This window comes from Pseudomonas laurylsulfatiphila, assembly GCF_002934665.1.
Taxonomy (GTDB): Bacteria; Pseudomonadota; Gammaproteobacteria; order Pseudomonadales; family Pseudomonadaceae; genus Aquipseudomonas; species Aquipseudomonas laurylsulfatiphila.
In genome coordinates this window covers 544195-557797 of the sequence record NZ_NIRS01000004.1, presented here as the reverse complement: position 1 = coordinate 557797, position 13603 = coordinate 544195, and the positions used below count along the sequence as shown (strand labels likewise).

General features: G+C 60.2%; 14 protein-coding genes. 2 read left to right on the top strand and 12 right to left on the bottom strand.

Annotated elements, in window-relative coordinates:
- Positions 1 to 82: 82 nt before the first annotated feature.
- The 4 genes from CD175_RS17330 to minC form a co-directional block, all read right to left on the bottom strand.
- Complete coding sequence (locus tag CD175_RS17330) at positions 83 to 718, bottom strand: RluA family pseudouridine synthase (protein WP_015096127.1); 636 nt, start codon at positions 716 to 718, stop codon at positions 83 to 85.
- 179 nt (positions 719 to 897) lie between these two features.
- Entirely contained in the window at positions 898 to 1152 is a 255-nt protein-coding gene (minE, locus tag CD175_RS17320; protein ID WP_007974947.1) for a cell division topological specificity factor MinE, read from the bottom strand.
- A gap of 3 nt (positions 1153 to 1155) precedes the next feature.
- Positions 1156 to 1968: a septum site-determining protein MinD gene (gene minD, locus CD175_RS17315; RefSeq protein WP_007974946.1), complete on the bottom strand. Its 813-nt coding sequence runs from the start codon at positions 1966 to 1968 to the stop codon at positions 1156 to 1158.
- A 202-nt stretch (positions 1969 to 2170) separates the two neighbouring features.
- A complete protein-coding gene (gene minC, locus CD175_RS17310; protein ID WP_008017693.1) occupies positions 2171 to 2908 on the bottom strand; it encodes a septum site-determining protein MinC in 738 nt (245 codons plus the stop codon).
- A 118-nt stretch (positions 2909 to 3026) separates the two neighbouring features.
- Here minC and CD175_RS17305 point away from each other — a divergent pair, with 118 nt between their 5' ends.
- Both CD175_RS17305 and CD175_RS17300 read left to right on the top strand, forming a co-directional pair.
- Positions 3027 to 3959, top strand: coding sequence for a lipid A biosynthesis lauroyl acyltransferase (locus tag CD175_RS17305; RefSeq protein WP_007974944.1), 933 nt, complete (start codon positions 3027 to 3029; stop codon positions 3957 to 3959).
- Positions 3960 to 4109: 150 nt separating this feature from the next.
- Positions 4110 to 5264, top strand: a complete 1155-nt coding sequence (locus tag CD175_RS17300) for a patatin-like phospholipase family protein (protein WP_104449820.1) — start codon at positions 4110 to 4112, stop codon at positions 5262 to 5264.
- Positions 5265 to 5351: 87 nt separating this feature from the next.
- Here CD175_RS17300 and CD175_RS17295 read toward each other — a convergent pair whose 3' ends face one another.
- From CD175_RS17295 to puuE, 8 genes are all read right to left on the bottom strand, one after another.
- The gene (locus CD175_RS17295) at positions 5352 to 6137 is read right to left on the bottom strand and encodes an outer membrane protein OmpK (RefSeq protein ID WP_104449819.1); all 786 of its coding nucleotides are present in this window, start codon (positions 6135 to 6137) and stop codon (positions 5352 to 5354) included.
- 377 nt (positions 6138 to 6514) lie between these two features.
- The gene (locus CD175_RS17290) at positions 6515 to 7300 is read right to left on the bottom strand and encodes an outer membrane protein OmpK (RefSeq protein WP_104449818.1); all 786 of its coding nucleotides are present in this window, start codon (positions 7298 to 7300) and stop codon (positions 6515 to 6517) included.
- A gap of 197 nt (positions 7301 to 7497) precedes the next feature.
- Positions 7498 to 8850, bottom strand: a complete 1353-nt coding sequence (locus CD175_RS17280; RefSeq protein ID WP_104449817.1) for a nucleobase:cation symporter-2 family protein — start codon at positions 8848 to 8850, stop codon at positions 7498 to 7500.
- A 139-nt stretch (positions 8851 to 8989) separates the two neighbouring features.
- Entirely contained in the window at positions 8990 to 10291 is a 1302-nt protein-coding gene (locus CD175_RS17275; protein ID WP_104449816.1) for a urate hydroxylase PuuD, read from the bottom strand.
- Positions 10292 to 10341: 50 nt separating this feature from the next.
- Complete coding sequence (locus CD175_RS17270; protein ID WP_007960046.1) at positions 10342 to 10845, bottom strand: ureidoglycolate lyase; 504 nt, start codon at positions 10843 to 10845, stop codon at positions 10342 to 10344.
- A gap of 138 nt (positions 10846 to 10983) precedes the next feature.
- Positions 10984 to 11979 carry an allantoicase gene (gene alc / locus CD175_RS17265; RefSeq protein WP_104449815.1) on the bottom strand — a complete coding sequence of 332 codons (996 nt, stop codon included), beginning with the start codon at positions 11977 to 11979 and terminating at the stop codon, positions 10984 to 10986.
- Between the two features lie 89 nt (positions 11980 to 12068).
- A complete protein-coding gene (gene uraD / locus CD175_RS17260; protein WP_104449814.1) occupies positions 12069 to 12584 on the bottom strand; it encodes a 2-oxo-4-hydroxy-4-carboxy-5-ureidoimidazoline decarboxylase in 516 nt (171 codons plus the stop codon).
- Complete coding sequence (gene puuE, locus CD175_RS17255; protein ID WP_007988146.1) at positions 12581 to 13507, bottom strand: allantoinase PuuE; 927 nt, start codon at positions 13505 to 13507, stop codon at positions 12581 to 12583. Before puuE ends, uraD begins: the two co-directional genes overlap by 4 nt.
- Positions 13508 to 13603 lie beyond the last annotated feature (96 nt).

The following is a 13603-nucleotide window of genomic DNA, read 5'->3' as shown; positions in this document are numbered from 1 at the left end:
GCGGTGGATCAGTCGACATATTTATCGCCTGAATGGACGCCATCGCTGGCAAGCCAGCTCCTACAGGGGGAGTGTATGGATCTCAGAACGGTGCCGGGCACTCGAAGCGCAGGCGCTCGCCACTTTGCGGATGGGTGAAGGTCAGCATGCTCGCGTGCAGGCACAGGCGCGGCCAGGCCGCCAGCGCCTGCTCGTGGGCATAGAGCCCGTCACCCAGCAGCGGATGACCGATCGAAAGCATGTGCACGCGCAACTGGTGGGAGCGGCCGGTGATCGGTGTCAGCTCAACGCGGCACCAGTCGCCGCAACGCTCCAGCACGCGCCAGAAGGTCAGCGCATGTTTGCCGAATTCATGGTCGACCACGTGGCGCGGCTTGGTCGGCGGGTCGTAGCGCAAGGGCAGGTCGATGCTGCCGCTGTCCAGTTCCGGCTGACCCCAGCACAGGGCGGTGTAGGCCTTTTCGGTTTCGCGGTCGTGAAATTGCCGGGACAGCTCGCGATGGGTATCCGGATCGCGAGCCAGCAGGATGATGCCGGACGTCTCCCAGTCCAGCCGATGGACGATTCGCGCTTCCGGGTAGCCGTTTTCCTGCAGGCGGGTAATCAGGCAGTCCTTGTTGTCATCGGCCCGGCCAGGGACAGAGAGCAACAGGGTCGGTTTGTTCACCACCAGTACGGCAGCGTCCTGATGGATGATGTGGATGTTGGACAACGGCATTAAAACAGCCTCGTAACAAACGCCAACGGCGGCTCAGGCCCCTCGTTCCCCGTAGGAGCTGCCGCAGGCTGCGATCTTTTGATTTTGAATTTCAATAACAAGATCAAAAGATCGCAGCCTGCGGCAGCTCCTACAAAGGCCTGAAGGGCCTGAGCCGCCGTGGCTCCAGCCGGATCGACTCAGCGATCAGGCAGGGTGATGTTGAGTTCCAGAATCGAGCAGCTGCCCTGGCTTTCCAGTGCGACGTGCACGTCATCGGACCCGATATTGACGTACTTGCGGATCACCTCGACCAGTTCCTTCTGCAAGGCCGGCAGGTAGTCCGGGGTGCTGCGTTGGCCGCGTTCGTGCGCCACGATGATCTGTAGACGCTCTTTCGCTACCGACGCGGTGCTTTGCTTTTTGTTGGCACGAAAGAAGTCAAAAAGGTTCATTGCTTAGTTGCCTCCAAACAGGCGCTCGAAGAATCCCTTCTTCTGTACATCAAGGAATCGATGATCCACGGTCTTGCCCAGCAGGCGGTCAACGGTATCGCTGTAGGCCTGGCCTGCATCGCTCTGGTCGTCGAGAATCACCGGAACGCCCTGGTTGGATGCCTTGAGCACCGCCTGGGATTCAGGGATCACGCCGAGCAGGGTCACCGAAAGGATTTCCTTGACGTCTTCTACGCCGAGCATTTCGCCTTTGCTCACACGCTCCGGGTGATAACGGGTAATCAGCAGGTGTTCCTTGATCGGGTCTTCGCCGCGCTCGGCACGACGGGACTTGCTGGCCAGCAGACCGAGCATGCGGTCGGAGTCACGTACCGAGGAGACTTCCGGGTTGGTCACGACGATCGCTTCATCGGCGAAGTACATGGCCAGGTGGGCGCCTTTCTCGATGCCCGCCGGGGAATCGCAGACCACGAACTCAAAGTCTTCCTTGAGTTGCATCAGGACTTTTTCCACGCCTTCGACGGTCAGCGCATCTTTGTCGCGGGTCTGGCTGGCGGCCAGCACGTAGAGGTTTTCCAGGCGCTTGTCTTTGATCAGGGCCTGTTGCAGGTTGGCTTCGCCGTTGACCACGTTGACGAAGTCATACACCACGCGGCGCTCGCAACCCATGATCAGGTCGAGGTTACGCAAGCCCACGTCGAAGTCGACGATAACTGTTTTGTGGCCGCGCAGAGCGAGACCGGTACCGATAGCGGCGCTGGTGGTGGTCTTACCCACACCACCCTTGCCGGATGTAACCACGAGAATCTTGGCCAAGGTGTTTCACCCCTAAGGAAAAAGGACTTTTCAGCCCCTGAAAAACATCTCCTGAAAAACTACTGCAGTCGGACAGCCTTGGCTGGAATCCGGTTTTGAGCGGCGCTTACCCCCGGTAAACACTGCTTTCGGCCTTTTTCCTACTTCGTTTGAGCCGTTTTCGCTACGTTTTAGAGATGCTTGGAAAATGCGGCAGTATCCGTTAAAGCCGAATGATGTTCAACACGTCGCCGGACAGGCTGACCTGCACACCCGAACCCCACAGAGGATCGCGGCGCAGGTCTTCGGAAACCTTGTAATGTCCGGCAATGGAAATCAGTTCAGCACTCATTTGCTGACAGAAAATCCGCGCCCTGGTGTCGCCCTTGACGCCGGCCAACACGCGACCACGCATCGGGCCGTATACATGGATGTTGCCATCGGCGAGAAGTTCCGCCCCCGGGCTGACCGAGGAGATCACCACCAGATCGCTGCCCTGGGCATAAATCTGCTGGCCACCACGTACTGGCGAGGTGATGATTTTTGTCGGCTTGATGGTCGGTTCAGGCGGTTTTTCCGGTTTTTTCTTCGGTTCGCCTTCGGTCAGGTCCAGTGGACGCTCCCGGGCACCGGACGGTGGCAGCACCGGCAGGTCGACCGCAATGGCGGCGGCAATGTCTTCGATGCGGCTGGCGCGGATCGCCAGGGTGCGCAGGCCATGCTGGCGGCACACGCGCATCAGGCCGGGCAGATCAACGGCGCCTTCGTTGGCCGGGAGTTTGTCCAGGGCCAGTACCAGCGGCGCGTTGCTGAAGAAGTTGGGCGCCTGGGCGACCTTGGCGGCCAGTTGCCGATCAAGGCTTTCCAGGTCGTTACGGGCCAGTTCCAGCACCGTAATGGCCAGCATGCTGCCCTTCAACTGGAACACGGGATCTTGGTCTAGCGGTTCGGTTTGGCTCATGGTCGGCATACAACGACTTGTCACTAAAAGTGCCGAGACTTATAACGAGAACGCCCGCAGGCCGCAAGCCGGGTCGAACGATGTAGAATGCGCGGCCATTGTCATTCCGGAAGCATTAATGGACCGCCCGCGTTTTCGAAAAGCATTTCTATCTCCACGTTTCTGGCCGCTGTGGTGTGGCCTGGGGCTGTTGTGGCTGATCGTCCAGTTGCCGTATCCGGCCCTGCTGTGGATCGGTCGCGTCCTGGGTTCATTGATGTATCGCGTGGCCGGCGACAGACGGCGCATTGCCAAGCGCAACCTGGAACTGTGTTTTCCGGAAAAAACCGCCGCCGAACGCAAACGCCTGCTCAAGGAAAACTTCGCCTCCACCGGCATCGCGTTCTTTGAAATGGCGATGAGCTGGTGGTGGTCGCGCAAGCGCCTGGCAAGTCTCGCTCACGTTGAAGGGCTGGAGTATCTGCAGCAGGCCCAGCGCGAAGGCAAGGGCGTGATCCTGATGGCGCTGCATTTCACCACGCTGGAAATCGGCGCGGCGTTGCTCGGTCAGCAGCACACCATCGACGGCATGTACCGCGAGCACAAGAATCCGCTGTTCGACTACATCCAGCGCCAGGGCCGCGAGCGGCACAACCTCGATTCGCTGGCGATAGAGCGTGAAGACGTGCGCGGCATGCTCAAATTGCTGCGCTCGGGCCGCGCGATCTGGTATGCACCGGACCAGGACTACGGCGCCAAGCAAAGCATCTTCGTGCCGCTGTTCGGCATTCAGGCGGCGACCGTCACCGCCACGAGCAAGTTTGCGCGGCTGGGCAAGGCGCTGGTGGTGCCGTTCACCCAGGAGCGTCTGGCGGACGGCAGCGGTTATCGCCTGGTGATCCATGCGCCGCTCGAAGGCTTCCCCGGTGAAACCGAGGAAGAAGACTGCATTCGCATCAACCAATGGATCGAAGGCGTCCTGCGCGAATATCCCGAGCAATACCTGTGGGCCCATCGCCGCTTCAAGAGCCGTCCACCGGGCGAGCCGAAGCTGTACGCCAAACGCCGTTGAATCCCGATCCCCTGTAGGAGCGAGCCTGCTCGCGATGGTGGTCAACGATAACGCGGGGCACCTGACACTCCTCGGCGTTTTCACGACCATCGCGAACAAGGGAACAGGTCGAAACAACGAAATCCCATCAAGCACCATGGAGAGTTGTGCATGAGTCCAGGCGAACCGGTTACAGGGTTGATTCTTTCCGGAGGCGGGGCTCGGGCGGCTTATCAGGTCGGGGTACTGGCGGCGATTGCGGAATTGCTGCCGCCGGGGGCGAGCAATCCGTTTCCGGTGATCGTCGGCACCTCCGCAGGCGCGATCAACGCCGTCAGCCTCGCCAGCGGGGCAATGGATTTTCGTCATGCCATCCAACGCCTGACGGCCTTCTGGCAGGGCTTTCGCAGCCCTCTGGTATTGCGCAGCGACTGGCCCGGGGTCATTCGCCAGGCCAGTCGCTTTGTCAGCCACAGTTTGCTCGGCATCGGTTCCCAGGTTCCGGTGGCGCTGCTCAACAGTTCGCCGCTGCGGGATCTGCTCAACGACAAGCTGCATATGGGCGGCATCGCCGAAGCGATCGCCCAGAAGCAATTGCATGCGGTGGCGGTCACGGCGTTCGGCTATGAGTCTGGCCAGGCCGTCACCTTTTATCAGGGCGGCGGCAAGATCGATGCCTGGTTGCGCCACCGGCGCATCGGCGTTCCCACTCGACTGTCGGTTGAACACTTGCTCGCCAGTTCGGCGATTCCGCTGCTGTTCGCCCCGGTGAAAATCGGCGAAGAGTATTTCGGTGATGGCGCGGTGCGTCAGTCGGCGCCGATCAGCCCGGCGCTGCATCTGGGCGCCAGTCGGGTGCTGGTGGTGGGCGTCAGCGGCAACCCCCGCGGTATCGATCCGCAACAACCCTTGCAGCGCAGCTACACCGGGCAGCAGCCGACCCTGGCGCAGATCGGCGGACACATGCTCAACAGTACGTTCATTGACAGCCTGGAAAGTGACATCGAGCTGTTGCAGCGCCTGAACCAGTTCAGTCACCTGATGCCTGACGGCACACCGACCCGCGCATTGGGCGTGGCGCCGGTGGACGTGCTGGTGATTTCACCGAGCCAGCCGATCGATGAGATTGCCGCGCGACATCGTCAGGAGTTGCCGGCGGCATTGCGCCTGTTTTTACGCGGACCGGGCGCGACCAAAACTAGTGGGGCAGGGGTACTGAGTTACCTGCTGTTTGAGGCGGGGTATTGCAGCGAGTTGATCGAACTGGGGCGGCGCGATGCACTGGCCAAGCGCGGGGAGTTGTGCCGGTTTCTGGGGTTGCCATAAGCAAAAGATCGCAGCCTTCGGCAGCTCCTACATTGGAATGCGTTCCCCTGTAGGAGCTGCCGAAGGCTGCGATCTTTTGATTTTAAATCAGAAGTGAACCTTGACCAGGAAACTGGTCACGCTCTGATCCGTCTTGAAGCCCTGGCTGTCTTCAATCCCGTACTTGTTTTTCCAGTAGTCATACTCGACACCGACGTACAGCTGCTTGGCACCCAGGTTCAGCGCCTTGCCCAGGTCGTATTTGACCTGTGGGTTGAAGTGCAGGTTGGCGTGGTATTCGCCTTTGCTGTTGACGTCGTTGTCGACGACCCAGTCCATGAAGCCGTCGATCAGCACGTCCGAGGCACCCACCGGAATGGTGTAGGACCAAACCGGCGAGACCTGCCAGATGTTGTCGCCCGGGCGGTCGCCTTCGGTGTGACGGTTGTAGAAGTTCAACTGGAAGTAGTCGAAGCCCGGAATGGCCAGGTCGAAACCCGGACCGATCAGGTACGACTCGGTGTCGTCTTCGCCGAACTCGTAGGTCATGGCCAGCAGGACGTCCTTGATCGGGCCTAACTCGAACTTCTGGTCGAAGATCTTGTTGAACGACAGGCGTGGGCTGAGCTCGCCATAGTGGCTGTTCTTGCCCGCGAAAGCGTCTTCCTTGCCGTTGTAGAAGATCTTGTCGATGAAGAAGAAGTTGTCGCCGTACTTCCAGCCATCGGCGTGTTCGAAGGTCACCGTCTGCTGGATGCGCGGGTTGACCTGGAAGTCCTTGCCATACAGGTAGGTCAGGCTGTTGGTCTGCCACTGCAGCAAATCGCCGGCCATGGCCTGGCCCCCGGCCAGCATCGATCCCGCCAGCATCAGGCTAGTGCACGTACGTTTCATTCGGTTGCTCCCAAAAAGTAGGTGGTTCCACGTTATTTTTTTAAGATCGGCGCTCTGGTGTGGCGCCTGTTTCCGTAGCGGTAAAAAATCATCCAATCGGTCAGCTTTGGTGCTGTTAGCAAGAGCTGAGCCAAGGCTTTCAAAAAGCAAAAAAACTCCCGCTCGACGGCTCAAGAGCAGTCGATTGAGAGGGGTTTTGGGGTGCCTTGGTGCCTGCCAGCGCCGGGATAAGTTGGCCTGCTGGTCAGGTTTTACATCCGGGCTTTTTTTTAAACCGGATTCGGGCGGCCGCGGAGAATACTGACTCCTCGGCCAGGTCTCAAGTGCTCCGCAACGGCGCACCGACGACAGGTTTGGGGCACGGTTGCGGGGCAGCATCAGAAATGCACCTTCACCAGCAGGCTGGTGGTGTTTTCATTGGTGTCGAATTTGCCGCTGTTTTCGATACCGTACTTGTCTTTCCAGTAGCTGTATTCGGCGCCGACGTACACCTGTTTCTCCCGCCAGCCCAAGGCTTTGCCAAGGTCGTACTTGATCTGTGGGTTGAAGTGCAGGTTGGCGTGATAGGTGCCATGGGCGTTCTGGTCGTTATCCACTACCCAGTCGATGTAGCCGTCGATCAACAGGTTCGAGTTACCCAATGGCAGGGTGTAGGACCAGGCCGGCGTGATCTGCCAGACGTCGTCGCCGGGACGCGAGCCTTCGGTCTGGCGGTAGTAGAAGTTCAGGGTGAAAAAATTGAAGCCCGGTATCGCAAGGTCGAATCCGGGGCCGATCAGGTAGGACTCGGTGTCGTCTTCGCCGTTCTCGTAGGTCATGGCCAGCAGCACGTCCTTGATCGGGCCGAACTCGAAACGACGGTCGAGGATCTTGCCCAGGGAGAGGCGCGGGCTGAACTCGCCGTAGTAGGCGTGGGCGCCTTTGTTCCGGTCTTTCTCGCCGTTGTAGTAGGTGCTGTCGATGAACATGAAGTTATCGCCGTACTTCCAGCGATCGGCGTGTTCGAAGGTTATCGTCTGCTGGATCGACGGGTTGACGACGAAATCCTTGCCGTACAGATAGCTCAGGCTGTTGGTCTGCCACAGCAGTAAATCGCCGGCCATGGCTTGACTCGCGGCCAGCAGGCCAGCACCCAACAGCAGGTTGGTTTGTGTCCGAATCATCTGTTGCTCCCTCTTGTTTTTATTTTCAAGGCGCAGGAAACCCCTACCCCTGTAGGAGCGAGCTTGCTCCGGGCGGCGTACCGACGATGGTCGTCAACGATTACGCGTGTTATCTGGATAAACGCGGTGTTCTCGGGTTCATCGTCGGAACGCCGCCCGGAGCAGGCTCGCTCCTACAGGGGGTGTGCGTTTCTGTCTTAGTGGGCGTGGCAGTCGTTGATGGCCGCGCGTTCGGCGCCACCGAGGATGTTGAACAGCAGGTTCAGCGTCAGCGCGCTGAGGGTGGCCATGGCAATGCCGCTGTGGGTGATCGGACTCATCCACACGGGCAGGTGGGCGAAAAACTCCGGGCGCACCACCGGGATCAGGCCCATGCCGATGCTCACCGCCACCAGCAACTGGTTGCGACGGTCACCGATGTCGGCTTCCTGGAGAATCTTGATGCCGGTGGCGGCAACCATGCCGAACATCGCAATCGCTGCGCCACCCAGGACGGCCGGAGGGATCGAGGCCACCAGGAACGCGGCCTTGGGGAGCAGGCTCAGGACGATCAGCAAACCGCCGGCGACGATGGTCACGGAGCGGCAGCGCACACCGGTCATCTGCACCAGGCCGATGTTCTGGGCAAAGGAGGAGTGGGTGAAGGTGTTGAAGAACCCGGCGGAGAACGAGGCGCCGGCATCGCACAGCAAACCGCGACGCAGCATCCGTGGGCAGACTTCCTGGCCGGTGATCTTGCCCAGCGCAAGAAACATCCCGGTGGACTCGACGAAAATGATCACCACCACCAGGCACATCGACAGGATCGGTGCGAGTTCGAATTTCGGCATACCGAAGTGCAGCGGCGTAACGAATTGCAGCCATGGCGCCTGAGCCATGCCGCTGAGGTCGACCATGCCGAGCAGGCCGCAGAGCACGTAGCCCAGGCACATGCCGATCAGCACGGAAATATTGACCCAGAAGCCGCGCATGAAACGGTGGACCAACAGGATGGTGCCCAGCACCAGGGCGGCGATGGTCAGGTAGATCGGCGAGCCGAACTGAGCGGCGCTGGCACCGCCGCCGGCCCAGTTCACGGCCACGGGGAACAACGACAAACCGATCGAGGTGATGACCGTGCCGGTCACCAGCGGCGGGAAGAAGCGTACGACCTTGGACATGAACGGCGCGATGAGCATGCCGAAGAAACCGGCGGCGATGGTCGCGCCGAAGATCCCTTGCAGGCCGATACCGGGCATGCCGGCCATGGCGACCATGCTGCCGACGGCGGCGAAACTGGCCCCCATCATCACCGGCATGCGAATGCCCATGGGGCCGATGCCGAGGGACTGGACGATGGTGGCAATACCGGCCACCAGCAGGTCGGCGTTGATCAGGAAGGCGATTTCTTCACGACTCAGGCCAGCGGCCTGTCCGATGATCAGCGGCACCGCGATGGCGCCACCGTACATCAGCAGAACATGTTGCAAGCCGACCAGGATCAGTTGCAAGAGGGGCAAACGCTGAATGGCGGGTGCGTCGGGGATGCGCGCTGCGGATAGCTCGGACATGCAACACCTCGGATCTTTTTTATTCTTGTGATTTTGTGCGTCAGGGTTGACCGCGGCGCGGCCAATCGCTGGCAAGCCAGCTCCTACAGAGTTGTAAATGACCTGTAGGAGCTGGCTTGCCAGCGATGCTTCTCAACGATTAGTTGGTCTGGGCTCCCTGCACAATCCAGGCACCGATCAGGTCACGTTCCTGCTGGGTCATCTGCGTGATGTTGCCCAGTGGCATGATCTGGCTGGTGACGGCTTGCGCCTGGATCCGCGGTGCGTTCTGGCGGATCTGCTCGGGGGTGTCGAACATCACACCGGCAGGGGCCGCACTGAACAGCGGGCTGGTGGGCTTGGCCGAGTGGCAAACCGCGCAACGTTCCTGAATCACGCTGTGCACTTTGTCAAAGGCAGGGCCGGCGTTGGACGCTTGCGCCGGAGCGGCGGCTGGCGTTTCTGCAGGTTTGGCTTCAGCGGGTTTCAAACCACCGCCCACTGCGGTTTCCGGCAGCGGCTGGTATTCGATCTTCGCGGGTGCCTTGGCCACTTCCGGGCTGTTCAGCGGCGCAGGGCCGGTGACGTAAGCCAGGCTGATCATGCCAACGGCTGCGACTGGAAGGGTCCAGGCAAACTTGTGGCTGTCATGACGGGTGTTGAAGTAGTGACGCACCAACACCGCCAGTACCGCGATCCCGGCCAGGATCAACCAGTTGTACTGGCTGCCGTAGGTGCTCGGGAAGTGGTTGCTGATCATGATGAACAGCACCGGCAAGGTGAAGTAGTTGTTGTGACGCGAACGCAGCAGGCCTTTGGCCGGCAGGGCCGGATCCGGCGTGCGGTTCTCGGCGATCGCCGCCACCAGTGCGCGCTGTGCCGGCATGATGATGCGGAACACGTTGCCGACCATGATGGTCCCGATGATCGCGCCGACGTGCAGGTACGCACCGCGACCGCTGAACACCTTGCTGAAGCCATAGGCCGCGCCGATGATCAGGACGAACAGGATGAAGCCGAGCAGGGCAGGGCGTTTGCCCAGGGCCGAGTCGCACAGGAAGGAGTAGACGAACCAGCCGATGAACAGCGAGCCGATACCGATGGCCACGCCTTCAGGACCGCTGAGGGTGCTGCCCGGAGCCAGCAGGTAGAGCGTCGGGTTGGAGTAGAACACCACGCACAGCAGCGCGATCCCCGACATCCAGGTGAAGTAGGCTTCCCATTTGAACCAGTGCAGGTTGTCCGGCATGGTCGGTGGAGCCAGCTTGTATTTTTCCAGGTGGTAGATACCGCCGCCGTGGATCGCCCACAAATCGCCGGCCAGGCCGGTTCTCGGGTTGACCCGGTTGAGGTTGTTTTCCAGCCAGACGAAATAGAACGACGCACCGATCCAGGCCACGCCAGTAATCATGTGAACCCAGCGCACGCTCAGGTTCAGCCATTCCAACAGATGTGCTTCCACAGTCTTTACCTCTCGCCTGTCACTCTGTTGTCGAGTGATCAGACCTTCTCTTATTGGTGGGGGGCGAGGATCAAACGCTCATCCTCTTTGAAAAAATGCTCATCGCAGTTATTGCCTGTGCCACTGCGATCAACCACCAGGAAGTCATCCCGCTTTTCGATCGTCAGCACCGGGTGGTGCCAGACGCCGCGATGGTAATTAATGCCCTGCCTGCCGTTGGTGACGAAGGCGCGGACCAAGCCTGATACAGGTTCATCGCCAAGTGGCGCGACCACGATCAGAAAGGGGTTGCCGAGCAGCGGAATGAAAGCCTGGCTGCCCAGCGGATGGCGCTCCAGCATGCTGACGGTCAGCGGCATGTCCTGCGCGTCGGCGCGGAAGATGCTGATGATCGCGTTGTCCTCTGGCGTAGCGGTTTCGACCGTCGCCAGTTTATGGAAGCGCATGGTCGAACCGTTGTTGATCATGAAGTGATCGCTGCCGTCGGTTTCGATCACGTCACCGAAAGGGGCGAAAGCTTCTTTGGTCAGCGGTTCAATCGTCAGTGTGCGCATGCTGTTCTTCTTATCCAAAATTCGTTATCGGTTCACCGTGCCCCTGTAGGAGCTGGCGAAGCCTGCGATCTTTTGACTTTGCTTTTTAAGATCAAGATCAAAAGATCGCAGCCTGCGGCAGCTCCTACAGGCTCAGCATTACTTCGCGACCTTGCCCAATACGCGCAGGCGGCTCACACCACCATCCGGGAACACGTTCAGGCGGATGTGGGTGATCGGGCCCAGTGCCTTGATCTGCTCGGCGAAGGTGTGTTCGGCGTGCATTTCCAGCTTCTGGCTTGGCAACAGTTCACGCCAGAACAGCGATTGGGTTTCGATCTGGCTGTCGGTGCCGCCCTTCACGAAGGCGCCCTGGATCGAGCAGCTGTCCGGGTAGTTGCCCTTGAAGTGCAGGGTGTCGACGATGACTTTCTCGACTTCACCGGCATGACCCAGCGCGACGATGACCCAGTCATTGCCCGGGGTACGGCGACGCGCGGTTTCCCAGCCGTCGCCCATGTTGATGCCACGGCCCGGGTTGAGGATGTTGCTCATGCGGCCGAAGTGTTCATCGGAGCAGGCGAGGGCACGGCCACCGTTGAGGGCGGCTGCCAGGTCGACTTGCTCGTTGTCGCCGATGGCCGACCAGTCGCGGAACGGCACGCCGTACACACGCAGACGGGCCACGCCGCCATCCGGGTAGATGTTGAAGCGCAGGTGGCTGAAGGCCTGGTCGTTGCTGATTTCGTGGTAGTGGTGGCTGTTGCCTTGCAGCTCGACGGCGGACAGCACTTCGGTCCACAGGGTGTTTTCATCTGGCTCGCCCGACGCCAGGAAGCAGGCTTCCAGGGACGCCGATGGCGGGAAGTTGCCGGTGAAGAATGAAGTGTCGATGTCGACGCCCTTGATTGAACCCGGTACGCCCAGGCGGATCACGGCGCTGTCGAAGCCTTCGAAGCGCTTGCGGCGCGATTCCCAGCCGTCCATCCACTTGCCGTTGTCATCGAACACGCCCTCCTTCCATACGGCCGGGGTCGGTTGGAACAGACGGTTGGCGTCTGCGAACCAGTCATCGGTGACCGAGATGATTTTGGTGCCCAGGCGGGCGTCGGCCAGGTTGACGAACTTCTCGAAAGGTACGGCGTAAGCTTTCATTCTTCTTGTCTGCCTTTAATAAGTTGGCTTGGGATGCTTGCAAGGCCCTGGGCGGTTTCGGCGTTCATGAAATCGCTGGGCCAGGCTTGCTATAGGGTCAGTAATCGGAACAGGGCGATCTTGTTGATCTCCGCCAACGCGCATTTGAACTCGGTGTCGACCGGGTTGTGGATGCGCGTTTCGAACGCTGCGAGGATCTGATGCCGGTTGCTGCCTTTTACCGCCATGATGAAGGGAAACTTGAACTTGGCTTTGTAGGCGTCGTTCAGCTCGGTGAAGCGCTGGAACTCTTCGGCCGTGCATTGGTGAATACCGGCGCCAGCCTGTTCATGAGTGCTGGCTTCGGTCAACTGGCCCTGGACGGCGGCTTTGCCGGCCAGGTCCGGGTGAGCGTTGATCAGAGCCAGCTGGCTGGCGTGATCGGCGCTCAACAGGATGTCGCTCATGCGCTGGTGCAGGGTTTCGATCTCGTCGATCGAGGCATCCTGGCCCAGGTCGAAGGCCTTTTCGGCCACCCATGGCGAATGTTCGTAGATGTCGGCGAAGGCATTGACGAAGGCGTCGCGGCTCAATGTCGATGGTTTCAATGTTTGAAAGGCGCTCATTTCGCGGCCCCTTGGTACGGGTGGGTTTCCTGCCAGTGGCGTGCGATGTCGACTCGACGGCTGAACCACACCTGTTCATGACTTTTAGCGTATTCGATAAAGCGCTTGAGCGAAGCCAGACGCGCTGGACGGCCGATCAGGCGGCAGTGCAGGCCGATCGACAGCATCTTCGGTGCTTCGGCGCCTTCGGCGTAGAGCACATCGAACGCATCCTTGAGGTATTCGAAGAAGTCGTCGCCCTTGTTGAAACCCTGGACCTGGGTGAAGCGCATGTCGTTGGTGTCCAGGGTGTACGGGATCACCAGGTGCGGCTTGCCGGTCGGGTTGTTCGGCTCCCAGTAGGGCAGGTCGTCGTCGTAGGTGTCGCAGTCGTAGAGGAAACCGCCTTCTTCCATCACCAGGCGACGGGTGTTCGGACCCGTGCGGCCGGTGTACCAGCCCAGCGGGCGTTCGCCGGTGATTTCGGTGAGGATGCGGATCGCTTCGAGCATGTGCTCGCGTTCCTGGGCTTCGTCCATGTACTGGTAGTCGATCCAGCGATAGCCGTGGCTGCAGATCTCGTGGCCGGCATCGACCATGGCGCGGATCACGTCCGGGTGACGCTGGGCGGCCATGGCCACGGCGAAGATGGTCAGTGGAATGTCGAATTCCTTGAACAGCTTCAGGATCCGCCACACGCCGGCACGGCTGCCATACTCGTAAAGCGATTCCATGCTCATGTTGCGCGCGCCTTGCAGTGGCTGGGCAGACACCATTTCCGAGAGGAAGGCTTCGGACTCTTTGTCGCCGTGCAGGATGTTGCGCTCGCCGCCTTCTTCGTAATTGAGTACGAACGACAGGGCAATACGGGCATTGCCCGGCCAGTGTGGATGAGGAGGGTTACTGCCGTAACCGACCAGGTCGCGTGGGTAGTCAGCGCTCACTGCAGGCTTCCTTCTTGTTCGATGATGACGGTTGGTGTGACGCAGCTGAAGATTGGGTGGCAGGCTGGCGTCACAGCGATGGGCTGATTGTATACA

Excerpts from the sequence above, each read along its gene's own strand:
- CD175_RS17300 (WP_104449820.1), top strand. The coding sequence starts at position 4,110 with ATGAGTCCAGGCGAACCGGTTACAGGGTTGATTCTTTCCGGAGGCGGG.
- CD175_RS17330 (WP_015096127.1), bottom strand. The coding sequence starts at position 718 with ATGCCGTTGTCCAACATCCACATCATCCATCAGGACGCTGCCGTACTG.
- minC (WP_008017693.1), bottom strand. The coding sequence starts at position 2,908 with ATGAGCCAAACCGAACCGCTAGACCAAGATCCCGTGTTCCAGTTGAAG.
- CD175_RS17290 (WP_104449818.1), bottom strand. The coding sequence starts at position 7,300 with ATGATTCGGACACAAACCAACCTGCTGTTGGGTGCTGGCCTGCTGGCC.
- alc (WP_104449815.1), bottom strand. The coding sequence starts at position 11,979 with ATGAAAGCTTACGCCGTACCTTTCGAGAAGTTCGTCAACCTGGCCGAC.
- CD175_RS17305 (WP_007974944.1), top strand. The coding sequence starts at position 3,027 with ATGGACCGCCCGCGTTTTCGAAAAGCATTTCTATCTCCACGTTTCTGG.
- uraD (WP_104449814.1), bottom strand. The coding sequence starts at position 12,584 with ATGAGCGCCTTTCAAACATTGAAACCATCGACATTGAGCCGCGACGCC.
- CD175_RS17280 (WP_104449817.1), bottom strand. The coding sequence starts at position 8,850 with ATGTCCGAGCTATCCGCAGCGCGCATCCCCGACGCACCCGCCATTCAG.
- minE (WP_007974947.1), bottom strand. The coding sequence starts at position 1,152 with ATGAACCTTTTTGACTTCTTTCGTGCCAACAAAAAGCAAAGCACCGCG.
- CD175_RS17270 (WP_007960046.1), bottom strand. The coding sequence starts at position 10,845 with ATGCGCACACTGACGATTGAACCGCTGACCAAAGAAGCTTTCGCCCCT.
- CD175_RS17295 (WP_104449819.1), bottom strand. The coding sequence starts at position 6,137 with ATGAAACGTACGTGCACTAGCCTGATGCTGGCGGGATCGATGCTGGCC.